The organism is Microbispora amethystogenes, assembly GCF_016863015.1.
GTDB lineage: Bacteria > Actinomycetota > Actinomycetes > Streptosporangiales > Streptosporangiaceae > Microbispora > Microbispora amethystogenes.
In genome coordinates this window covers 1-20219 of the sequence record NZ_BOOB01000047.1, presented here as the reverse complement: position 1 = coordinate 20219, position 20219 = coordinate 1, and the positions used below count along the sequence as shown (strand labels likewise).

Here is a 20219-nt window from a genome sequence, read left to right as displayed (position 1 = left end):
CCCACTCGCCGATGTGCCGGCCCCCGCGGTCGTGGCGGGCGTCCGGGATCTGCTCATGCCGGGTACGCGTGGGTCTCGGTGGCCTTGACCGAGGCCCAGATCCGTTCGCCCGGGCTCAGATCGAGGTCGGCCAGGGCGGCGGGGGTGATGTCGGCGAAGGCGCTGATCGGGCCGTCGAGATGGACGCGGACGTTGTCGCCGTGCCGTTCGATGCCGTCGATCCCGGCCTGCCAGAGGTTGCGGGGGCTGCCGTCGGGGCGGGTGCGGTAGAGGGCCACGGCGGTCGGTGAGAAGGCCACGAAGGCGGGCCCGTCGAGCTGTTCTGCGGTGTGCAGCAGCAGTTCGCCGACCTTCGCCCTGGCGCCGTCGCCGAGCCCGCGGTAGAGGTTGAGCCCGACGAGACGGGCGACGTAGTCGGTGCGCGGGCGGCGGGCGACCTCGGCGGGGGCGCCCTGCTGGACGACGGCGCCGGCCTCGACGACGATCAACCGGTCGGCCAGCACCATCGCGTCGAGCGGGTCGTGGGTGACCAGCACGGTGGCGCCGTCGAAGTCGCCCAGGTGGCGGCGCAGCTGGGAGCGGATCTCCAGCCGGGTGTGCGCGTCCAGCGCGGCCAGCGGCTCGTCCAGCAGCATCAGCCGTGGCCGTACGGCCAGCGCCCGGGCGAGGGCGACGCGCTGTGCCTGCCCGCCGGAGAGCTCACGAGGTTTGGCGGCCGCCCGGTCGGCCAGGCCGACGCGCTCCAGCAGGGCGGCGGCGGTGCGGCGCGCCTCGGCCTTGGCGACGCCCTGGCAGCGCGGCCCGAACGCGACGTTGTCGAGCGCGGACAGGTGCGGGAAGAGCAGGTAGTCCTGGAAGACCATGCCGATCGGGCGGCGCTCGGGGGCCAGGGTGTGCAGCGGCCGGCCGTCCAGGGTGATGTGCCCGCCGGACAGGGGAGTCAGCCCGGCCAGGGCACGCAGCGCGGTGGTCTTGCCCGCGCCGTTCGGCCCGAGCAGCGCGACGACCTCGCCCGGTGCGACGTCGAGCGTGATGTCCAGGGTGAAGGCGGGCCGGTGGACGACCAGGGCCGATCGCAGACCGTCCAGGCTCACGGGCTGTTCACCCACCGATCGCGCAGGCCGGCCAGGATGACCACGGAGACGGTCAGCAGGACCAGGCTGAGCACGACGGCCGCCTCCGGCTCCGTCTCCAGCGCCAGGTAGACCGCGAGCGGCATCGTCCGGGTGGTGCCGGGGAAGTTGCCGGCGAAGGTGATGGTGGCGCCGAACTCTCCGAGCGCCCGCGCCCAGCACAGCACCGCTCCGGCCACGACGCCCGGCATGACGAGCGGCAGGGTGACCCGCCGGAAGACGGTCCAGCGGGAGGCGCCCAGCGTGGCGGCGGCCTCCTCGAACCGCCGGTCCGCGCCGCGCAGCGCCCCCTCCACGCTGATCACCAGGAACGGCATGGCCACGAACGCCTCGGCGACGACCACTCCGACCGTCGTGAAGGGAAGCGTGATCCCGAAGGCGGACTCCAGCCACTGCCCGGCCAGCCCGCGCCGCCCCAGCACCAGCAGCAGCGCCACGCCTCCCACGACCGGCGGCAGCACCAGCGGCACGGTCACCAGAGCCCGTGCCAGCCGCCGGCCCGGGAACTCCACCCGGGCCAGCAGCCAGGCCAGCGGAACCCCCAGCAGCACGCAGACGACAGTGGCGGCGGTGGCGCACAGCAGCGACAGTCGTAACGCCTCCAGCATCTGCGGCTCGGCGAGTCGCTGGAGCAGCGTGGACCACGGCGCCCGGACCAGCAGCCCGGCCAGCGGCAGCACCAGGAAGGCCAGCCCCGCCACCGCCGGGAGCACCAGCATCCACGGCAGACGGCCTGAGACTTCACGACCGGCGGCCGCGCCGGCGCCGGACGTGTCTGAGTCGTACGAGGAGCTCATCGGGGTCAGGGTGACTGGAAGCCGGCCTTGGTCAGCACGTCCCTGCCCTGCGGGGACAGCACGAGATCGACGAACTGCTTGGCGAGGTCACCGGCGGGAGCCTTCGACAGGGTCGCGATCGGATAGTCGTTGATCGCTTTGTCCGCCTCGGGGAAGTCGATGCCCTGCACCCTGCCCGTCGCGGCGATCACGTCGGTCGTGTAGACGAGGGCGGCGTCCACCTCGCCGAGCTCGACCTTGGTCAGCGTGGCCTTGACGTCCTGCTCCAGGGTGACCGGGGTGACCTTCAGCCCGGCCGCCTCCAGCGCCTTGACGGCCGCCGCCCCGCACGGCACCTGCTCGGCGCAGAGCGCCACCTTCACCTTGGGATCGGTCAGGTCCTTCAGCTCGTCCACCTTGGCCGGGTTGTCCTTCGGCACGGCGATCTCCAGCTTGTTACGCACGAAGGTGGCCGGCCCGCTCGCCAGCGACGCGTCGGTGACGGTCTTCATCGTGGCCGGACTGGCCGCGGCGAACACGTCGGCCGGAGCTCCCTGCACGATCTGCTGGGCCAGCGTCGCGCTGGAACCGAAGTTGAACTTCACCGTGGTGCCCGGGTGGGCGGCCTCGAAAGTCCTGCCGAGCTCGGTGAAGGTCCCGGTCAGCGACGCGGCCGCGAAGACGTTCACCTCCTTCGCCCCGGCGGCGGCCGATGCCGGAGACGCGGCCGGTTCGGCCGAGCCGCAACCGGACAGCCCGGCGATCACCAGCGCGACGGGCGCGGCGACCGCCCATCGCGAAAGGCGCCTGAACACCAGCCTGAACACCACGGAGCTCCTCATGGGGAAGTGGCCACGCGCTCGTGGCCGGGGATCTCGACGACGACGTTGGTGGACTTGATCACGGCGACCGCCACCACCCCTGCCTCCAGGCCCAGCTCGTCGGCGGCCTGCCGGCTCATCAGCGACACCACCCGGAACGGCCCGGCGGCGATCTCCACCTGAGCCATCACCGCGTCCCTGATGACCTCGGTGACGATCCCCCGGAAACGGTTACGCGCCGAGGACCGCGTGCCGTCACCGGTCGTCTCGACCTGCGATCGGGCGAAGGCGGCCAGATCGGCCCCGCTGATCTGCCGGTGGCCGTGCTCGTCCCGTACGGCGGCCAGCCGGCCCGCGTCCACCCACCGGCGCACGGTGTCGGAGCTCACCCCGAGCAACGCGGCGGCCTCGCTGATCCGGAACGTCGTCACAGACCCTCACCTTACCCTTCGCATATTCCAACCTGAAGACCTAGTGATCGTCGCAACAGCGACAGAATCGACGTCTTTCTCCTGGCATTCCCGAGAGCCGTGAGTCATGCGCCGCGTGCGCCTGTCCCCCGTGCGAGCTACCCGCGAGTGTCCACTGCGCGGGGACGATTCCCGGCCGTCGAATCCCTAGCGTTTCCGGCGTAGCGGCGGCGCCCCGTCGCTGAGCCCCCACGTGAGGAAGTCGTCATGCGGTTCTTGAAACAGTTCGTGCCCGTCGCGTTGGTCGCCTTCGTCGGCGGCGGGATCGTGGGCGCGGTGCAGGGGAGCCCGCTCCTGACCCTGGTTCTCGGTGTCGCGACGGCCGCGCTCGCGGTGTTCGTGTACGCCCGGGTGGTGCGGTGGTCCGAGCGCCGCGCGCCGGTGGAGGTGGCCAGGGAAGGCGCCGTCCCTGCCGTCGGCCGGGGGCTGCTGATCGGAGTCGGGATGTTCGCCGCCGTCATCGTGAACCTCGCCTTCCTGGGGTACTACCGGGTCGACGGCCTCGGCTCGGTGACGGGCGCGGCCGGGCTGTTCGGCTTCATGGCCGCCGCGGCCGTGACGGAGGAGCTGCTGTTTCGCGGCATCCTGTTCCGGATCGTCGAGGAACGGACCGGCACGTGGATCGCGCTGGTGCTGACCGGCCTGGTGTTCGGCCTGATGCACCTGGCCAACGAGCACGCCAACCTGTGGGGCGCGATCGCCATCGCGATCGAGGCCGGCGGCATGCTCGCCGCCGCCTACGCCGCGACCCGCACCCTGTGGCTGCCGATCGGCCTGCACTTCGGCTGGAACTTCGCCGCGGCCGGCGTCTTCAGCACCGAGGTCTCCGGCAACGGCGCGACGCAGGGGCTGCTGCACAACGTGACGTCGGGCCCCGCCCTGCTCACGGGCGGCGAGTTCGGGCCGGAGGCGAGTCCGTACGCGGTGGTGTTCGGCCTGCTGCTGACGGTCGCGTTCATGTGGCTGGCCCGCCGGCGCGGCAACGTGATCCCGCTCCGGCGCCGCGCGACCGCTACGCTCCCCCGGTGATCGATTCACGGCGGGTCACGGATCTGTGGCGGCGGTGCGACGTCGTGGTCCGCGATCTGCCGTTCGGGCTGCTGCTGGCCGTCGCCTCGCTCCTGCCGGCGCTGCACGGCAAGGGAACGCAGGTCGGCGACCTGCCGATCCGTCCCTTCGACGCACTGGCGTTCGTGGTGATCGCCATGGAGTGCCTTCCGCTCGCCGTGCGCCGGCGGTGGCCGGCCGTGTGCCTGGCCCTGGTGTCGCTCGGCTTCGTCCTGGACCAGATCCGCGCCTACCACGTGCTCGCGAGCAACGCGATGCCCGTCGTGCTCATCAGCACGGGCATCCATCTGGAACGTCACCGGCGCGTCGCCGTGGTCCTCCTCTCCGCGGCGTACGTGCCGCTGGCCTTCGCGCTCGCGCGGATCGGCGCGACCGAGAAGGCGGAAGGTTACGCGGTGTTCTACCTGGCGCTGGCCCTCGCGTGGGGCATCGGGGCCTGGCAGCGCTCCGCCCGGGCCGCCGAGGAGGAACGCCGCCGCCACGTCGCCGAGACCACCCGTGCCGCGGAGCGCACCCGGATCGCCCGCGAGCTGCACGACGTCGTGACCCACCATGTGACGGCGATGGTCGTGCAGGCCGAGGCCGCGCGTTACCTGACCGCGGCGCCCGATCGCCTCGACGCGGCCCTGAGCGCGGTCACCGACACCGGCCGGCGGGCCATCTCCGACCTGCGGCACCTGCTCGATCTGCTCAATCCCGACCACACCGACGTCAGGATGCCGTCCATCGGCGAGCTCCGCACGCTCGTCGAGCAGACGCGCCAGGCCGGGCAGCCGGTGGAGTTCACCGAGGACGGCAGGCGGGCGGAACCGGCCGGCAGCGCCGAGTATGTCGCCTACAGAGTCGTGCAGGAGTCCCTGACGAACGCCCTCAAGTACGCCCAGGGCAGCCCCACGGCGGTCCACGTGCGCTATGGCGAGAAGGAGATTGTCGTGGAGGTGAGCACCGGAGCTTCCGCCTCCCGGGACGAGTCGCCCGGCGGAAGCGGGCGGGGCCTGGCCGGGCTCCGGGAGCGGGTCGACGCCCTGGGCGGCGAGTTCAGCGCCGGCCGGCGCGCGGACGGCGGCTTCGTCGTACGGGCGCGAATCCCGGCGGGAAGTCCGTCGTGACCGCGCCGGTCCGGGTCCTGGTCTGCGACGACCAGGCGCTGATCCGCACCGGGTTCGCCACGATCATCGACGCCCAGCCCGACCTGGAGGTGGTGGGCGAGTGCGGCGACGGGCGCGCCGCGGTCGACCTCGCCCGCCGGGTGAGCCCGGACATCGTGGTGATGGACGTGCGGATGCCGGTGCTCGACGGCATCGAGGCGACCCGCCTGCTCGCCGGCGCCGGGGTGGCGGACCCCGTCAAGGTGCTCGTGGTGACGACGTTCAACCTGGACGAGTACGTCTACGAGGCGCTGCGCGCGGGGGCGAGCGGCTTCCTGCTCAAGGACGCCCCACCGGCGCAGCTCCTGCACGGCATCCGTACCGTCGCGGCCGGTGCCGCGCTGCTGGCTCCCGAGGTGACGCGGCAGCTCGTCGGCAGATACGCGGCGCGCATCCGTCCCGCCCCGGGCACACCGGACGACGTCGCGCTGACGCCGCGTGAGCTGGAGGTCCTGCGCCTCATCGCGGACGGCCTGTCCAACAGCGAGATCGCCGCGGCACTGGTGATCAGCCAGGAGACGGTCAAGACGTACGTGTCACGCATCCTCACCAAGCTCGACCTGCGTGACCGCGTGCAGGCCGTGGTCTACGCCTACCGCAGAGGCCTGGTGACATGAGAAGGCGCCGAGCCGATCCGGAACGTCACCGAGGCGCGCCGTCTGAGCAGGCGGTCATGCCCCCGCGTCGCTCGCGGCGGTGGCCAACGCCGACCCCGCCTGATCGGCCAAGGTGACCGCGACCAGACGCGCCTGCAACGGCGGGATCGTCCCAGGGGTGGGGTCGAGCATGAACCGGCCGTAGAAGCGGCCGTTGCCGAACGTGCGCAGCTCGACTTCCGTATCGGGCAGGCCCAGGTGGTCGGCGTCCCAGCGTCTGTGGCTCCAGGTCACACTGCCGTCTTGCTCCAGCCTGGGCGGGTGGCCGATCAACGTGCCGTACTCGAAACGGCAGCCGCGCAGGTGCAGCACCTCGGTGAGCTGGGCCGTGACGTGATCGACCACTGTTCCCGGCGCGCCTTGACGCTCTGTGCCAGCGTGGCGGTGTCGTGGATGCGGGCCAGATAGTCGGCGTCGGTGATGGCCACCACCTGCAGCCGCCGGGCGCGGGCGGCCAACTGTGAGACCGCCAGGCCCACGACGAGTAGCAACAGCGCGATCTGCACATCGGCAGGCCTGGTGATGGTGAAGCGCTGGTAGGGCCGGGTGAAGAAGAAGTTGAACCACACCGCGGCCCAGATCGCCGCCAGCGCGCCGGCCAGGCGGTTGCCCAGGGCGGCGACCGCCACCACGATCACGACCAGGATGAGCGCGACGCTGGTATTGGGCACGCTGTCGCGAAAGGGCACCAGCACTCCCGTGATGGCGAGCGGCGCCACCAGCGCCACCAGAAACGCGACGCGACTTGCGTCGAGATGCGTCACGCAGCCACCCATCGCTGCAGCACCTCCCGCCCTTCCGCGTTGACGCAGGTTGTTCACGCAGGTCAACCCCTACACCTACCCGTCCTGCGTGGTGGTCCACGCATCGGCCCCGTTCGGTGCAACGGCCGGTCGGTGCAGAGGGCCGCGCTGTCGCCACGCCCCGGATCGCGGCGATTCGTCGACGTCGCGTCAGCTCTCCGCGGCACGGCGTCGGGATTCCGTAGCTCGGTCGCCGCGACGCTCTGAGGTGTCCACGCTTCATGAGTCGGCGGGCTGGTCGAGGTCGGACAGGTCGAGTACGAAGCGGTAGCGGACGTCGCCGCGGCTGAGGCGGTCGAGTGCCTCCTGGACGCGCGCCGAGGGCAGCACCTCGACGTCGGCCGTGATGGCGTGGCCGGCGCAGAAGTCCAGCAGCTCGGCGGTGTGGCGGCGGCCGCCGGTGCCCGAGGAGGTCAGCTTCTTGCGGCCCTGGACCAGGTCGAGGATCCGGACCGCCTGCTCCAGGGGGTAGCCGAGCAGAGCGAGGGTGCCGTCCAGGGCCGCCATGCGCAGCAGCGGGGACAGGTCGTGCGCGGCCGGGATGGTGTCCAGGATGAGGTCGAACCTGCCGCGTGCCCGCTGGGTCCGCAGGTCGTCGCTGATCATAAGGGTTTCGACCGCTCCGAGCTTGTGGGCGTCGCCGGCTTTGGCGGGTGTGCGACTGAGGACGGTGACCTCGGCGCCCAGCTCGGCGGCCAGCTTCACCCCCAGGTGCCCCAGCCCGCCGAGGCCGGCCACGGCGACCCGGCTCCCGGGCCCGATCCCGGCCGTGCGCAGGGGCTCCCAGACGGTGACCCCGGCGCACATCAGCGGGGCGGCGGCGGCCGGGTCGAGCCCGTCCGGCAGGTGGTAGGCGAACTGGTCGCGCACCACGTACTCGCGGCTGTAGCCGCCCTGGGTCCTGGTGCCGTCGACGCGGTCGGTCCCGCCGTAGGTGGTGACGGGGCCCTCGTAGCAGAAGTTCTCCTGTCCGATCCGGCACATCTCGCAGACCCCGCACGAGTCGACGACGGTCCCGACCGCGACCCGGTCGCCCACCGAGAACGCGGTCACCGCGGCGCCGACGGCGGTGAGCGTGCCGGTGAACTCGTGGCCGGGGACCAGAGCGCCCTCGCCGAGAAGGCCGCCGATCCGGTGCAGATCGCTGTGGCACACGCCGCAGTAGTCGACGCGGACCGCAAGGTCGTCGTCGCGCAGGTCGCGGCGCTCGATGCGGACGCGCCGCAGCGCGGTGGTGCCCTCAGTGCTCACCCAGCCGGTGGTGGTACGCATGAATCCTCCAAACAGACTGTTCGGTCTGTTTTCACCGTAGGTCACACTTGATCGAGAAGCAAACCAACTAGTCTGTCTGTTAAAATGAGGTCATGCCCGAGCCGCCGACCACACCGAAGGGTGCCGCGACCAGGCGCCGGATTCTGGACGCGGCCGCCCAGGAGTTCGCGCAGCGAGGCATCGCCGGAGCCAGGATCGACCGCATCACCGCCACCGCGCGCACCAACAAAGCCCAGGTGTACGGCTACTTCGGCAGTAAGGACGGCTTGTTCGACGCGGTGATCGCCGACCATGCCGACCGGCTCATGAGCGCTGTCGCCTTCGATGCCGAGGACCTGCCCGGCTGGGCCGTGGGAATGTACGACGAGAACCTGCGCCATCCCGAACTGGTCCGCCTCATGGCCTGGCTGCGGCTGGAACGACGCCCGGCAGGACGCCTCACCGACACCCCCGACGACGAACCGAAACTCACCGCCATCGCCGCCGCCCAGGCCGCCGGACGGCTCCGCCAGGGCGACCCACTCGACCTGATCGCCCTGGTCATCGCCATGGCCTGTGCCTGGTCCCCGGCCAGCGGCTTCTACACCGCCACCGCGGATGAGCCCTCCACCGGCCATGACCGCCGCCGGGCCCTCCTACGCGAGTGCGTCGCCCGCGCCATCGCCCCTTGACCGAGCAGCCACCCGACGTCCGGGACGGGCAGGCGCCGTCGGAAGTGACAAGCCCTGATAGCCGACGTGGCCGTGCCGCCGGCCTCGCCGTCGTGATCACCGCCCTTTTCGGCTCCGATCGCTTCAGCGAGCGCGCTTTCCGCCTGCTGCGCCGGCTCGCCGACCGGCCCGAGCCCACGAAGCGCGACCGTGGGTAGACGACGCCAATGACGTCTCTATGGCATCGCGCATACGAATCCCGAGGCTTGCTATGGCGTCATTGTGGTGTCATGCTGACGTCATGGACCTTGCGCCTTATGTCGATCAGCTCCGGCGGGAGCTCGCGATGGTCGCCGCGGCGGGTGGTGACGACGTTCGCGCACTGGCCGAGCGCCTCGCCGCGACGCTCGAATCGGCCACCCGGCTCGCGCTGCTGGAGGCACTGTCGGCCGCCGCCGACGAGATCACCCAGGACCTCGCACCGGGCTCGGTCGAGGTGCGGCTGCGCGGGCGCGATCCCGGTTTCGTCGTGACGCCGGCACCGCAGAGCGCCCGTTCGTACGAGGGAGAGGGCGAGACCGGACAGGCGGAGAGACAGCCCGCTCCGCCGCCGTTCTCGGACGCCGACGAGGGCGGGACGTCCCGGATCTCACTCCGGGTCCCCGAGCACCTCAAGCCGCGCATCGAGGAGGCGGCCACACGTGAGGGGCTGTCGGTCAACGCCTGGCTGGTCCGCGCCGTCGCCGCCGCGCTCGACCCCGGCAGCGCCGACCGCCGCTCCGGACGGCGCCAGGCGCGGCAGACCGGCAGCGGCTACACCGGCTGGGTGCGCTGATGACCGGCGACAAGGAGGCCGGGGTGCGGGCCTTCGACACCCCGCGGCCCATCCTCGCCGTCCTCGACCTCGCGACCGCCACCGTCCGGATCAACGCGGGCGACCGCACCGACACCGTCGTCGACGTCCGCCCGAGCGACGAACACAACGATGCAGACGTGCAGGCCGCCCGGCACATCCAGGTGGACTACGCCGACGGCAGGCTCGTGGTGCGGGCCGACAAGGAGTACGCGGGCTCCGCCTCCGGCCGGGGACTCTCCCTCGGCAGGCTCGTCGAGTCGCCCGCCACCTGGGCGCGCTCACTGCTGCTCGGCCCGGGTTCGGCCGACGTGACGATCGACCTGCCGGCCGGCTCCCGGCTCGACGCCAGGACGGCGGGAACCGTCCGGTGCCGGGGGCCGCTGGGCGAGGTGACGATCAGCACCTCCTACGGCGACATCCGGATCGAACAGGCCGCTCGGATGCGGGTGAGGAGCACTCACGGCGACATCTCGGTCACCCGCGCGTCCGGGCACGCCGAGGTCACCACGACCCACGGCGGCATCCACATCGGGGAGATCGACGGCACCGCCGCGGTCAGGACCTCCCACGGCGCCGTCCGCGTCCGCGAGGTGACCGGCGAACTGCGGCTGAACAGCGCCCACGGGGACATCACCGTCGACCGCGCCCTGGCGGGCGTCGCGGCCAAGACCGCGTACGCCAGTGTGCGGATCGGCGAGGTGGTGTCCGGCTCGGTCGTCATGGAGACGACCGGCGGCGGTCTGGATCTCGGGATCCGGGAGGGCACCGCCGCCTGGCTGGACGTGACCTCCACGTACGGCACCGTGGACGTCTCCCTCGACCCCGGCGACGACCCCGGCGACGACCCAAAGCGGGCAGGCCGGATCGTCGAGGTGCGGACCCACACCACCTACGGCGACGTCGTCATCCACCGTTCCTGAAACCAGGGAGATTCCCATGCCAGACGCGATCGTGGCCGAGGGCTTGGTCAAGAGATACGGCGACGTCGTCGCCCTCGACGGGATGGGGCTGACCGTTCCCGAGGGATCGGTGTTCGGGCTGCTCGGCCCGAACGGCGCCGGCAAGACCACCACGGTGCGCATCCTCACCACACTGCTCAGGCCGGACGCGGGCCACGCCACGGTGGCCGGGTTCGACGTCGTCCGTGACGCCGACCGGCTGCGGGCGCACATCGGCGTCTCCGGCCAGTACGCCGCCGTGGACGACCACCTGACCGGCGCCGAGAACCTGGAGATGGTCGGCCGCCTCCACCACCTGGGCACCAGGCGCAGCAGGGAGCGCGCCCGCGAACTGCTGGACCGCTTCGACCTGACCGGCGCGGCCGACCGTCCCGTGCGCGGATACTCCGGCGGCATGCGACGCAGGCTCGACCTGGCCGGCGCGCTGGTCGCCGGACCGCCCGTGCTGTTCCTCGACGAGCCCACCACCGGCCTGGACCCCCGGGCCAGGATCGGACTGTGGAAGGTCATCGCCGAGCTCGTCGCGGGAGGCACGACGGTGCTGCTCACCACGCAGTACCTGGAGGAGGCCGACCGGCTCGCCGACCGCATCGCGGTGGTCGACCACGGGCGCGTGATCGCGCTCGGCACGGCCGACGAGCTCAAGGACCAGGTCGGCGGTGACCGGATCCAGCTGTCGGTGACGAGCACGGCGAGTCTGGAGAGCGCCGCCAGGACACTGGCGCCGCTGGCCGCTGGGGACATGCGGATCGACGCCGCGGCCCTGCGGCTGACGATCCCGGTGGCCGGCGGCGCGGCCGCGCTGACCGAGGCGCTCGGCCGCCTGGCCGCCGAGCGGATCACCGTACGCGATGCCGGTCTGCGCCGGCCGACCCTGGACGACGTGTTCCTGAGCCTCACGGGACAGCGGGCCGACGAGAAGACCGAGGAGATCGCGTGATGAACACCCTGCGGCTGGCCGTCGCCGACGGCGTGACGATCACCAAGCGGAACGCCCTGAAGATCCGGAGGGCCCCCGACCTGCTGGGCGGCGTGGTCATGCTCCCGATCGTGTTCGTGCTGCTGTTCACCTACGTTTTCGGCAGCATGATCAGCCTGCCCGGCATGTCGTACGCGGAGTACATGCTTCCCGGCATCTTCGTCATGACGATCACCACGAGCGCGCAGATCACCGGCTACACCCTCACCCAGGACCTGCAGAAGGGCATCTTCGACCGGTTCCGCACCCTGCCGATGTCGCCCTCGGCGGTGCTGACCGGCCAGACCCTCAGCGATCTGATCATGAACGTGACCAGCATCGTCACGATGACCCTCGTCGGGCTGCTCGTCGGATGGCGCGTCCACACCTCGCCACTCGAAGCGCTCCTCGGCTTCCTGATGCTGCTGCTGTTCGCGTACGCCTTCTCGTGGGTGACGGCCACGGTCGCGCTGGCCCTGCGCACGCCCGAGGTCTTCAACAACGTCGCCACCCTCGTGTCGTTGCCGCTGGTCTTCCTGTCGAACGCCTTCGTCGACAGCGCCCGGCTGCCCGGGCCGTTGAGGCCGATCGCCGAGTGGAACCCGGTGTCCACGCTCGTCCAGGCCGCCCGCGAACTGTTCGGCAACACCAGCCCGGCCGTCCCTGCGCCCGCCGCCTGGCCGCTGCGGCACGCGGTGCCGGTGTCACTGCTGTGGTCGGTCCTGCTCCTGGCCGTGTTCGTGCCGCTGGCCACGCGGCTGTACAAGAGAGCCGTCAGCCGATGAGCCACGCGATGGGACACGTCCCCGAGCGGGAGCGGGACAGGGCCGTGGAGCTGGTCCAGCAGGCGTACGCGGACGGCCGGCTCGGCCCGGCCGAGCTGGAGCGGCGGCTCGAACTGGCGCTCACCGCCACCGCCTCCGGTGAGCTGGAGCCGGTCGTCGCCGACCTGGCGGACGAAGCCGAAGACGAAGTGGTGCGCATCGCCGCCACCGGCGGGCTCGTCAAGCGGACGGGCGACTGGCACGTCCCGCGCCGGCTGCGCATCGACTCCGAGTACGGCAGAGTGCGGCTCGACCTGTCCCGGGCCCACATCCCGCACCCGCGGATCGACATCGAGCTCCGGCTCGCGTACGGCGGCGCCACGATCATCCTGCCCGCCGGCGCGAGCGCGAACGCCGACGGGGTGCGCCTCGGCTGGGGCAGGGTGACATCCAAGGCGCCGGGCCGCCGGAGTCCGGGCAGGCTGCACGTCCGGATCACCGGCGACCTCCCGTACGGCAGCATCACCATCCGCGCCGCGCGGAGGTGACGCGACCGGGGCGAGGGGCGTGGCGAATGATCGCGATCCTGGCAGGATGAGCGGCATGGAACGTGTGCTTGGAATCGGCGGATACTTCCTGCGCGCCGCCGACCCGGCGGCCCTGGGCGCGTGGTACCGCGAGTGCCTGGGCCTGGACGCCGACGAGAACGGCGTGTGGCGTCAGGAGGCCGGGATGACGGTGTTCGCGACCTTCGAGTCCGGGACCGACTACTTCGGCTCCCGGGCCCAGGGGACGATGCTCAACTTCCGGGTCCGCGACCTGGACGCGATGCTCGCCCAACTGCGCGCCAAGGGAGCGGACGTGGCCAAGGAGACCGAGGACATGGAGGGCGTCGGCCGGTTCGGCTGGGTCACCGATCCCGAGGGCAACCGCATCGAGCTGTGGCAGCCCAGCTGACGGTGTCTCCACGCGGGGCCGCCCGCCGCTCCGGGAGCCGGGAGCCGGGCGGCGGGTGGCGCCTGCCGGGTGGCTCTACCACCTGGTCATGTCGGGGAGCTGGTCGATCGAGATGGTCCTGGGGTTCGCCATCGCCGTCTTCCACAGGCCCTGGACGTCCTTGCCGCTGCCGGCCCAGTCGCGTGAGGCCCATACGACGAAGTAGGGCCAGGCGGGATCGGACGAGGGGTTGAGCGGGCTGAACGTCTCGGCGACGCCGAGCGTCTTGCCGTTCCCGATGGCCTTGAGGGTGCTGTAGTCGCCGGAGCTCTGGAAGTAGTCCGAGGTGACGAGGTCGACGTAGGAGTCGCCCGGATACCAGGACGACATCGGGGTGCTCTGGCCGCTCGCCATGCCGTTGAAGACCCACACCACGTTGTGGACGCCGGCGAGCTGGGCCCGCTGGTAGATCAGCCGCCAGAGCTGCTTGTAGGCGTCGGCGCCCTTCTTGGTCCACCACATGTAGTTGTTGTTGCTCTCGTGCAGCGGACGGAACAGGACGGGGATGCCGGCGTCGCCCAGCTTCTTCAGCTCGCGGACGACCAGGTCGATGTCCTGGTACAGCTTGGACGACAGGTTGCCCAGATCCGGCACGAAGTCACAGTCGGCCGCGTAGTTCCCCCCGCGCGGGCAGTACCAGTGCCACTGGAAGGCCACGATGCCGTGGTGCGAGTTGTACCAGTCGACGACGCTCTGGGTCTGCACGCCGCCCCGGGTGTACTCCATGAAGTCGAAGGCCACGATGGCGGGATAGCGGCCGGTCAGCGACTTGACCTTGTCGGCGTCCGGGGCGTCGGTCTGGCCGCTCACGTACGCGTGCGTTCTCAGGTAGCACAGGAGGTTCCTGGCCTTGGAGTTCGCGCCCGGGTCGGCGGGAGACTGCCCGCAGGCCGTGCCGGTCGGACTCGGCGACGGGCTCGGCGCGATGCTGTAAACCTCGAACTCGTAGAGCGAGTAACCCCAGCTCGTGCCTCGGGCGGTGCCGGACATGCGGACGTAGCGGCCGCTGCCGGAGACGGTCAGCTCGTCGTTCCCGCCGTCGCCGCTGGTGGTGCTGTAGACGGAGGTCCAGGTGACGCCGTCGTCGGAGGTCTGGACGCGGTAGCTCCTCCCGTACGCGGCCTCCCAGCGCAGGGTCACGTGGCTGATGACGTAGCTCGCGCCGAGGTCGACCTGGATCCACTGCGGGTCGCCGTACGCGCTGGACCAGCGGGTGCCGGGGTCGCCGTCCACGGCCGCCGCGGCGGTCAGGGCACCGCTCTCGTTCGACGAGGAGGCGGCCGGCCTGTTCAGCGCCAGATTGCCCGGCCGGACCGTCGGGGAAGCGGTGGGAGTCTGGCTGGGAGTGGGACTTGACGGGGGTGACGAGTCGCCGCACGTCTCACCGTTCAGGGCGAAGACCGTGGGGACGGGGTTGGAACCGCTGTATCCGAGGTTGAAGCCGAAGCCCGCCGAGCCGCCGCCCGCGGGGATGGCGGCGTTGTAGGAGACGTTGGTCGCCGAGACGTCCACGCCGGACCGCTTGTATGTGGCGCCCCACATGTCGGCGATCGTCTGGCTGCCGGCCAAGGTCCAGGTCAGGGTCCAACCGTCGACGGCGGTGGCGCCGGTGTTGACGATCGTCACCTCGACGGTGGCGCCGGAGCCCCAGTCGTTGGTGATTTGGTAACGCACCTGGCAGGGCGATGCCGCGCCGTACACGGGCAGGATCGCCGGCGCGGTCGACAGCAGGGCCGCGAGCGCGGCCACCAAACCGGCCAGGCGTAACCCGGCCGGTCGTCCACGGTCGTTCATGGTCTCTCCTCCGTTGGGGAAGCGGGTTTTCCGGAGCTTTTCCGCGCCTGCGTGGTCCGGCAGGCGTGAAGGACATGCAGATGATGAGAATTAACCGGTTAAGAAGTCAACGCCCGAGTTGTATCCCTGCTCCGAATTGGTAGGGCGACCCGCCTCTTTCCGGCGTCCGGCATCCGAAAGTTTCGACGGCTCCGGGTCGTTTTGTGGCCCAGGTCGACCGGGGGTGCGAATCCTGAGTACGTCGCTCTGCCGAAAAGTTTTTACAACGAACGGAAACATTCCGGATGCCTGTGGTGTCCCGGGGCCATGAACGTTTCATTCACGCGAACCGGATGGATCCGGAGATCGATCATTATCCGGTTCAGTGCCAGCGTGCTGCTTTCGGCCTCCGGTCACCCGTCGTGCCTGCGTTCCGGCAGGGGGAACGTACGGCTGTCGCCGCGCCGGAGCCGGGCGTGCTGGCCGTGCACGAAGAGGTCCAGGGCGGTGGGGCCGTCGTCGGCCCGGGCGATCCGTACGCGGGCCGGGTCGGCGTCGACGTCGAGTTCCGCGCCTCGGTAGCGGAGGCACAGTGACAGCGTGGTGAGCTGTTCGGGGAGCACCGGGTTCAGGTGCAGGCCGTCTGGCCGGGCCTCCAGGTCGAGGTAGCAGCGCTGGACCAGGTCCAGCGTGCCGGCCATGGCGCCGAGGTGGACGCCCTCGGCGGTGGTCCCTCCCTGGACGTCGGTGATGTCACCCGTCAGCGTCTCGGTGAAGAACCGCCACGAGCCGGTGCGGTCCGATCGCGCCAGCACCCAGGCGTGCACCACGGCGCTCAGCGTCGAACCGTGGCAGGTGCGGGCGAGGTAGTGGCGGATGGTGCGGCGGGTCAGGCCCGGCGCCGCCGCATAGCCCAGCCGGTCGAGGATCTCCCGCACCTCCCGGGCCGTGAGCAGGTAGAACAGCATGAGCACGTCGGCCTGCTTCGACGCCCGGTAGCGGTCGGGGCTGTCGCCGGCGGCCTCCAGCGCCCGGTCCAGCCGGCGCACGCCCCGGTAACGATCCCAGTCCAGCTCCGCCAGGTGCTCGTATCCGGTGAACTGGCTGATGACGCCGTCGTGGAAGTCCACCCGCATCCGCCGGGTGATGTCCTCCCACCGCTCGGTCTCCACGTCCGTCAGGCCGAGTCGGCGGCGCAGGTCCTCCCGCGCGCGTCGCGGCATCAGGTCGAGCGCCTGACGGGCGCGCAGCAGCAGCCACACCGTCATGATGTTGGTGTACGCGTTGTTGTCCAGGCCCGGGGACGCCGCGCCGGGACAGCTGTCGTGATACTCGTCCGGGCCCATCACGCCATGGATCTCGTAGCGGCCCGACCCGGGGTGGAGCCGCGCCAGCGAGGCGAAGAAGCGGGCGATCTCGACCAGGAGACGCGCGCCCGTCCCGGCGAGGAACTCCATGTCCCCGGTGATCGCGTAGTGCTGCCAGGCGTTGTAGGCGATGGCCAGCCCGACGTGCCGCTGAAGGTGGGTGTGGTCGGGCGTCCACCGGCCGGATCGGGGGTTGAGGTGGAACCGCTGGGTCTCGTCGCGTCCGTCGCTGCCGCTCTGCCAGGGGAACATCGCCCCTCGCAGACCGGCGGCGCGGGCGGCGGCCCGGGCCTCCGGCAGCCGCCGCAGGCGGTAGCGCAGCGCCCCGCGGGCGATCTCGGGGAACCGCAGGGTCAGCCAGGGCAGCACGAACAGTTCGTCCCAGAACACGTGTCCCCGGTACGCCTCGCCGTGCAGGCCGCGCGCGGGCACGCCCGCGTCGAGGTCGGCGGTGTGCGGCGACAGGGTCTGCAGCACGTGGAAGGTGTTCAGGCGGATGTCCCGCTGGGTGCGCGGGCCCGTCACCTCCAGCCGGGCCCGTTCCCACAGGTCACGCCAGGCGATCTCGTGCTGTTCCAGAAGTTCGCCGAAGCCGGGCGCGAGCCCGGCCCGCCGCAGCGCGGCCGAGGTCGCGTCGGCGACCGCGAGGTCGCGCGACGTGGTGAGCGCGACCGTCTTGACGACCGTGACGGGGTGGTCCCGGTCCAGCGGCAGCACGCGTGTCTCCATGACGTGGTCGTCGTGCCGCTCGGTCTCCGCCCCGCCCCCGCCGCTGGAGGAGACGTCGATCCGTGCGGCCAGCACGACCTCGATGCCGGAGGAGCGGGTTCGCGCGCGGAGCCACGTCAGGGGCTCCCGGATTCCGGTCGCGTGCTCTGTCAGGTGGTCGCCCCGCAGGTCCCGGTACCGCGCCACTCCCGAGTTGGCCACCCGGCCGTCGAGCCCGGAGCGTACGCGGAGAGGCCCCGACCAGTTCTCGGCCGTGAAGGTCGTCTCCAGAGCGGCCAGGTAGGGGTCGGCCATGGAGACCAGGCGGCGTTGCCGTACGGACGTGACGCGGCCCTCGGCGTCCCGGAACCGGATCAACCGGTGCAGGACGGCGTGGCGCATGTCCAGGTCCTGCCGATACCGGAGCAGGTCCGCCGTGCCGGGCGAGAACCACGGGCAGCCGGGCGTCGCGAAGGTCAGCGGCAGCCAGTTCGGCAGGTTGACCATGTCCTCGTTGGTCAGCCGATGGCCCGCGATGTCCGACGTGAGCCGGTCGTAGCATCCGGCGACGTACGTCCCCGGGTAGTGGACGGCGCCGGCCTCGGCCTCGGGTGCCGCGCCTCGCGTGGCGAACCGGCCGTTGCCCAGCGTGCACAGCGCCTCGCGCAGTCCTTCGTGATCGGGATCGAACCCCTCGTAAGTCAGCGACCACGGATTCACCGCAGCTCCTCCCGGCGCGCCCGCTCCGGCGGCGCGGGCACGTCGTTCCGCTCACGCGGCGCTCCGATCGCCGGATCCGCGAGGGCCCCGACCGGCCGATCACCAGCGAACGCCGGATTCCGTCCGACGCGGTGCGGACGTACGTGGCCGCGTTACGTCCCAGCCGCTCACTCGGTCCGGGAAGGCTCGTCGATCAAGCCGAGAGTGTCCTGCTCGCCCCGGTGCAGGATCACCCTGTTGATCGCCGCGACCATCTCCTGCCTGGTGTAGGCGCCCTCCGGGATCTCGTTCAGGTGCGCGAGCATGTCGGCGGTCAGGTGCAGACGCGCCGACGCCTGCGCGTAGACATCCCGGACCGCGGCCGTTTCGCGTCCGCGGTACACCTCGTCGAGCACCTGCCGCATCTCGTCCTGGAAAACGTGACCGGACATCTCGCGTTCCACCCCCTGGTTCCTGGCTCCGTACCCACGGACCGGTGTGATCCCACTTCCCCGGAAGACCAGGCGGCGATGGTCAGGGCGTGAGCGTCTCCAGGGCGAGAAGGTCGCGCATCGACACCATGCCGATCAGGCGCCCGTCCTGGTCCACCGGAATGTGGCGGATGCCGTAGTCGAGCATGCGGCGGGCCACCTCACGCGTGTCCTCGTCCAAGGTCGCGGTCTTGATGTCCGACGACGCGCACATCCCCGCGCTCAGGGCGGCGGGATCGGCGGATGTGGCGAGCGCCGTCACAAGGTCCCGTTCTGTGATCACTCCCGTGACCCGGTCCGCTTCGAGTACGGCGAGCGCGCCGATGTTCTTCTCCGTCATCCGGCGCGCCACCTCGGGCAGCTTCGCGGTCACCGGGCACCCGAACACCAGGGGACGGTAAACGTTGGCGATACGCATGGTCCTCCCCTCCTCACCAGCACATCCAGCCAACCACACCGCCGTGGGACGCCGGTCAGCCGCTGGGCGTGATGAGTCCGTAGTGGCCGTCGTAGCGGTGATAGACGACGTTGCCTCGGCCGGTCCGCCTGTCGGCGAAGAACACGAAGGGCAGACCGCTCGCCTCCAGCCGGGCGGTGGCCTCCTCAAGGGTGTGAACCGGCGCGGATGTGCTGCTGACGGTGAGCGGCACGGACACCGGGCCCAGCCGATCGGGACGGGGCGACACCTGCGCCAGCCGGTATCCCTCTCCACTGCGGTAGACGACGCTGTCCTGACCGGTGTCCACCTCCCGGAACAGGTGGAAGTCGTAATCGAGCTGTTCCATGTCGAAGGCGGCCTCGTCAGGCGTCGCCCAGGCGAGCTCGTACGCCTTGTGCCGTACGACCTGCCGCTCCCCCGGGGGCCGGGGGAAGTAGGGCAGCGGGCGGCGAGGCGGGCTCGAACGCCGCCACTCCTGGTCGGCGTCCAGAGGATGTCGCCCGCGCAGGTCCTCCCAGTCCCGGGCCGTACGGCGCAGCCGGATCCGGAGCCTGTCCTCCAGGAGGCGGATGGCCTGGTGCATGTGTTCGCCGACCGCCTGGGCCCGTACGAGCCGCCCGTTGACGTCGAGGTTGGCCTGCGCGACGCACGGGCGGGCGACGGCCGGGTCGGCCGAGACGCCGAGCTTCACCCGGGCGTAGAGCACCGGTTCGTGCGCGAGCGCGGTCAGGGCCGCGACGGTCTCGCGAGCCTCGCCGACCGAGCCGGCCGGGACCGACCCCCGGGTCTCTACCTGTATCTCGGAGGGATCGAGCGCGCTCACCGGAGAACGGCGGTTCATACCGGATCACCTCCGCGGTCGGCGGTCAGTCCAGCGCGTACACGCGGTGGACGAACTCCGCGAGCTTGCTGTCCGGCAACTCCTTGGCCAGATCCGCCTCGCTGATGATGCCGACCAGGCGATGACCCGCGACCACGGGCAGGCGCTTGATGTGGTGCTCCTCCATCGCGAACAGCGCCTCCTCCAGGCTGGCTTCGGCATCGACCCACACCAGGCCACGCGCCAGTTCGCCGGCGGTCGTCCGGTCGATGTCCTTGCCGTGCGCGCAGCACATGACCACGATGTCGCGGTCGGTGATGATCCCCTTGAGCCGGTCGTCGTCCCCGCAGATGGGCAGCGCACCGACCCCCAGGTCTGCCATCATCTGCGTGGCGGTGCGCAGCGTTTCGTGTTCACCGATGCACTGAACGCCTTCGTGCATCACATCCCGGGCCTTCTTGCCCATGTCCGTTACGCTCATCGGTGCCCCCGAGACACGTTCGATGACTCGCGTCCCTTATACCCAGTCTGGCCCTGAGCATTGACGCGCTCCCCGGCCTGAAGGCCGGGGATTCAGCCCGTGCCGCGTCAT

At 71.1% G+C, this 20219-nt stretch carries 24 protein-coding genes; 11 read left to right on the top strand and 13 right to left on the bottom strand.

Annotated elements, in window-relative coordinates; all coding sequences use genetic code 11:
* Positions 1–53: 53 nt before the first annotated feature.
* From Mam01_RS28600 to Mam01_RS28585, 4 genes are read right to left on the bottom strand one after another with little or no spacing between them, the layout of a single operon-like run.
* A complete protein-coding gene (locus tag Mam01_RS28600) occupies positions 54–1094 on the bottom strand; it encodes an ABC transporter ATP-binding protein (RefSeq protein ID WP_204288299.1) in 1041 nt (346 codons plus the stop codon).
* Entirely contained in the window at positions 1091–1930 is an 840-nt protein-coding gene (locus tag Mam01_RS28595; RefSeq protein WP_204288297.1) for an ABC transporter permease, read from the bottom strand. Before Mam01_RS28595 ends, Mam01_RS28600 begins: the two co-directional genes overlap by 4 nt.
* A gap of 5 nt (positions 1931–1935) precedes the next feature.
* The gene (modA, locus tag Mam01_RS28590) at positions 1936–2727 is read right to left on the bottom strand and encodes a molybdate ABC transporter substrate-binding protein (RefSeq protein WP_239101704.1); all 792 of its coding nucleotides are present in this window, start codon (positions 2725–2727) and stop codon (positions 1936–1938) included.
* Positions 2728–2747: 20 nt separating this feature from the next.
* On the bottom strand, positions 2748–3161 hold the full coding sequence (locus tag Mam01_RS28585) for a TOBE domain-containing protein (protein ID WP_204288287.1): 414 nt from the start codon (positions 3159–3161) through the stop codon (positions 2748–2750).
* 246 nt (positions 3162–3407) lie between these two features.
* Between Mam01_RS28585 and Mam01_RS28580 the strand changes: the two genes are divergently transcribed.
* From Mam01_RS28580 to Mam01_RS28570, 3 genes are read left to right on the top strand one after another with little or no spacing between them, the layout of a single operon-like run.
* Complete coding sequence (locus tag Mam01_RS28580; RefSeq protein ID WP_204288285.1) at positions 3408–4229, top strand: CPBP family intramembrane glutamic endopeptidase; 822 nt, start codon at positions 3408–3410, stop codon at positions 4227–4229.
* The gene (locus Mam01_RS28575; RefSeq protein WP_204288283.1) at positions 4226–5377 is read left to right on the top strand and encodes a sensor histidine kinase; all 1152 of its coding nucleotides are present in this window, start codon (positions 4226–4228) and stop codon (positions 5375–5377) included. The genes Mam01_RS28580 and Mam01_RS28575 overlap by 4 nt, the downstream gene beginning before the upstream one ends.
* Complete coding sequence (locus Mam01_RS28570) at positions 5374–6033, top strand: response regulator (RefSeq protein WP_204288281.1); 660 nt, start codon at positions 5374–5376, stop codon at positions 6031–6033. Before Mam01_RS28575 ends, Mam01_RS28570 begins: the two co-directional genes overlap by 4 nt.
* Positions 6034–6087: 54 nt before the next feature.
* On the opposite strand, the gene Mam01_RS28565 is transcribed toward Mam01_RS28570, so the two are convergent.
* From Mam01_RS28565 to Mam01_RS28555, 3 genes are all read right to left on the bottom strand, one after another.
* The gene (locus Mam01_RS28565; RefSeq protein ID WP_204288280.1) at positions 6088–6417 is read right to left on the bottom strand and encodes a hypothetical protein; all 330 of its coding nucleotides are present in this window, start codon (positions 6415–6417) and stop codon (positions 6088–6090) included.
* The gene (locus tag Mam01_RS28560; protein WP_204288278.1) at positions 6342–6836 is read right to left on the bottom strand and encodes a DUF4118 domain-containing protein; all 495 of its coding nucleotides are present in this window, start codon (positions 6834–6836) and stop codon (positions 6342–6344) included. The genes Mam01_RS28565 and Mam01_RS28560 overlap by 76 nt, the downstream gene beginning before the upstream one ends.
* A gap of 258 nt (positions 6837–7094) precedes the next feature.
* On the bottom strand, positions 7095–8147 hold the full coding sequence (locus tag Mam01_RS28555) for an NAD(P)-dependent alcohol dehydrogenase (protein WP_204288275.1): 1053 nt from the start codon (positions 8145–8147) through the stop codon (positions 7095–7097).
* Positions 8148–8239: 92 nt separating this feature from the next.
* Here Mam01_RS28555 and Mam01_RS28550 point away from each other — a divergent pair, with 92 nt between their 5' ends.
* From Mam01_RS28550 to Mam01_RS28515, 8 genes are all read left to right on the top strand, one after another.
* A complete protein-coding gene (locus Mam01_RS28550; protein ID WP_204288274.1) occupies positions 8240–8818 on the top strand; it encodes a TetR/AcrR family transcriptional regulator in 579 nt (192 codons plus the stop codon).
* Complete coding sequence (locus tag Mam01_RS28545; RefSeq protein ID WP_204288272.1) at positions 8815–9015, top strand: hypothetical protein; 201 nt, start codon at positions 8815–8817, stop codon at positions 9013–9015. Before Mam01_RS28550 ends, Mam01_RS28545 begins: the two co-directional genes overlap by 4 nt.
* An 83-nt stretch (positions 9016–9098) precedes the next feature.
* A complete protein-coding gene (locus Mam01_RS28540; protein ID WP_150933614.1) occupies positions 9099–9632 on the top strand; it encodes a toxin-antitoxin system HicB family antitoxin in 534 nt (177 codons plus the stop codon).
* Complete coding sequence (locus tag Mam01_RS28535; protein ID WP_204288270.1) at positions 9632–10573, top strand: DUF4097 family beta strand repeat-containing protein; 942 nt, start codon at positions 9632–9634, stop codon at positions 10571–10573. Before Mam01_RS28540 ends, Mam01_RS28535 begins: the two co-directional genes overlap by 1 nt.
* A gap of 16 nt (positions 10574–10589) precedes the next feature.
* Positions 10590–11552 (top strand): ATP-binding cassette domain-containing protein, encoded by a 963-nt coding sequence (locus Mam01_RS28530; RefSeq protein ID WP_204288268.1) that lies wholly within the window; start codon positions 10590–10592, stop codon positions 11550–11552.
* Positions 11552–12355, top strand: coding sequence for an ABC transporter permease (locus Mam01_RS28525; RefSeq protein WP_204288392.1), 804 nt, complete (start codon positions 11552–11554; stop codon positions 12353–12355). The genes Mam01_RS28530 and Mam01_RS28525 overlap by 1 nt, the downstream gene beginning before the upstream one ends.
* Positions 12356–12363: 8 nt before the next feature.
* Positions 12364–12882, top strand: coding sequence for a DUF1707 SHOCT-like domain-containing protein (locus tag Mam01_RS28520; protein ID WP_239101698.1), 519 nt, complete (start codon positions 12364–12366; stop codon positions 12880–12882).
* Positions 12883–12937: 55 nt separating this feature from the next.
* On the top strand, positions 12938–13291 hold the full coding sequence (locus tag Mam01_RS28515) for a VOC family protein (RefSeq protein ID WP_204288260.1): 354 nt from the start codon (positions 12938–12940) through the stop codon (positions 13289–13291).
* Between the two features lie 75 nt (positions 13292–13366).
* Here Mam01_RS28515 and Mam01_RS28510 read toward each other — a convergent pair whose 3' ends face one another.
* From Mam01_RS28510 to Mam01_RS28485, 6 genes are all read right to left on the bottom strand, one after another.
* Positions 13367–15124: a glycosyl hydrolase gene (locus Mam01_RS28510; protein ID WP_204288258.1), complete on the bottom strand. Its 1758-nt coding sequence runs from the start codon at positions 15122–15124 to the stop codon at positions 13367–13369.
* Positions 15125–15516: 392 nt separating this feature from the next.
* A complete protein-coding gene (locus Mam01_RS28505; RefSeq protein WP_204288256.1) occupies positions 15517–17898 on the bottom strand; it encodes a glycoside hydrolase family 65 protein in 2382 nt (793 codons plus the stop codon).
* Positions 17899–18065: 167 nt separating this feature from the next.
* Positions 18066–18329 (bottom strand): hypothetical protein, encoded by a 264-nt coding sequence (locus Mam01_RS28500; RefSeq protein WP_204288254.1) that lies wholly within the window; start codon positions 18327–18329, stop codon positions 18066–18068.
* Between the two features lie 82 nt (positions 18330–18411).
* Positions 18412–18786, bottom strand: coding sequence for a CBS domain-containing protein (locus Mam01_RS28495; RefSeq protein ID WP_150933620.1), 375 nt, complete (start codon positions 18784–18786; stop codon positions 18412–18414).
* A gap of 55 nt (positions 18787–18841) precedes the next feature.
* Complete coding sequence (locus Mam01_RS28490; RefSeq protein ID WP_204288252.1) at positions 18842–19648, bottom strand: HPF/RaiA family ribosome-associated protein; 807 nt, start codon at positions 19646–19648, stop codon at positions 18842–18844.
* A gap of 25 nt (positions 19649–19673) precedes the next feature.
* Entirely contained in the window at positions 19674–20093 is a 420-nt protein-coding gene (locus Mam01_RS28485; RefSeq protein WP_204288250.1) for a CBS domain-containing protein, read from the bottom strand.
* Between the last annotated feature and the right edge of the window lie 126 nt (positions 20094–20219).

Excerpts from the sequence above, each read along its gene's own strand:
- Mam01_RS28595 (WP_204288297.1), bottom strand. The coding sequence starts at position 1,930 with ATGAGCTCCTCGTACGACTCAGACACGTCCGGCGCCGGCGCGGCCGCC.
- Mam01_RS28580 (WP_204288285.1), top strand. The coding sequence starts at position 3,408 with ATGCGGTTCTTGAAACAGTTCGTGCCCGTCGCGTTGGTCGCCTTCGTC.
- Mam01_RS28555 (WP_204288275.1), bottom strand. The coding sequence starts at position 8,147 with ATGCGTACCACCACCGGCTGGGTGAGCACTGAGGGCACCACCGCGCTG.
- Mam01_RS28550 (WP_204288274.1), top strand. The coding sequence starts at position 8,240 with ATGCCCGAGCCGCCGACCACACCGAAGGGTGCCGCGACCAGGCGCCGG.
- Mam01_RS28540 (WP_150933614.1), top strand. The coding sequence starts at position 9,099 with ATGGACCTTGCGCCTTATGTCGATCAGCTCCGGCGGGAGCTCGCGATG.
- Mam01_RS28535 (WP_204288270.1), top strand. The coding sequence starts at position 9,632 with ATGACCGGCGACAAGGAGGCCGGGGTGCGGGCCTTCGACACCCCGCGG.
- Mam01_RS28530 (WP_204288268.1), top strand. The coding sequence starts at position 10,590 with ATGCCAGACGCGATCGTGGCCGAGGGCTTGGTCAAGAGATACGGCGAC.
- Mam01_RS28525 (WP_204288392.1), top strand. The coding sequence starts at position 11,552 with ATGAACACCCTGCGGCTGGCCGTCGCCGACGGCGTGACGATCACCAAG.
- Mam01_RS28520 (WP_239101698.1), top strand. The coding sequence starts at position 12,364 with ATGGGACACGTCCCCGAGCGGGAGCGGGACAGGGCCGTGGAGCTGGTC.
- Mam01_RS28515 (WP_204288260.1), top strand. The coding sequence starts at position 12,938 with ATGGAACGTGTGCTTGGAATCGGCGGATACTTCCTGCGCGCCGCCGAC.
- Mam01_RS28510 (WP_204288258.1), bottom strand. The coding sequence starts at position 15,124 with ATGAACGACCGTGGACGACCGGCCGGGTTACGCCTGGCCGGTTTGGTG.
- Mam01_RS28500 (WP_204288254.1), bottom strand. The coding sequence starts at position 18,329 with ATGTCCGGTCACGTTTTCCAGGACGAGATGCGGCAGGTGCTCGACGAG.
- Mam01_RS28495 (WP_150933620.1), bottom strand. The coding sequence starts at position 18,786 with ATGCGTATCGCCAACGTTTACCGTCCCCTGGTGTTCGGGTGCCCGGTG.
- Mam01_RS28490 (WP_204288252.1), bottom strand. The coding sequence starts at position 19,648 with ATGAACCGCCGTTCTCCGGTGAGCGCGCTCGATCCCTCCGAGATACAG.
- Mam01_RS28485 (WP_204288250.1), bottom strand. The coding sequence starts at position 20,093 with ATGGGCAAGAAGGCCCGGGATGTGATGCACGAAGGCGTTCAGTGCATC.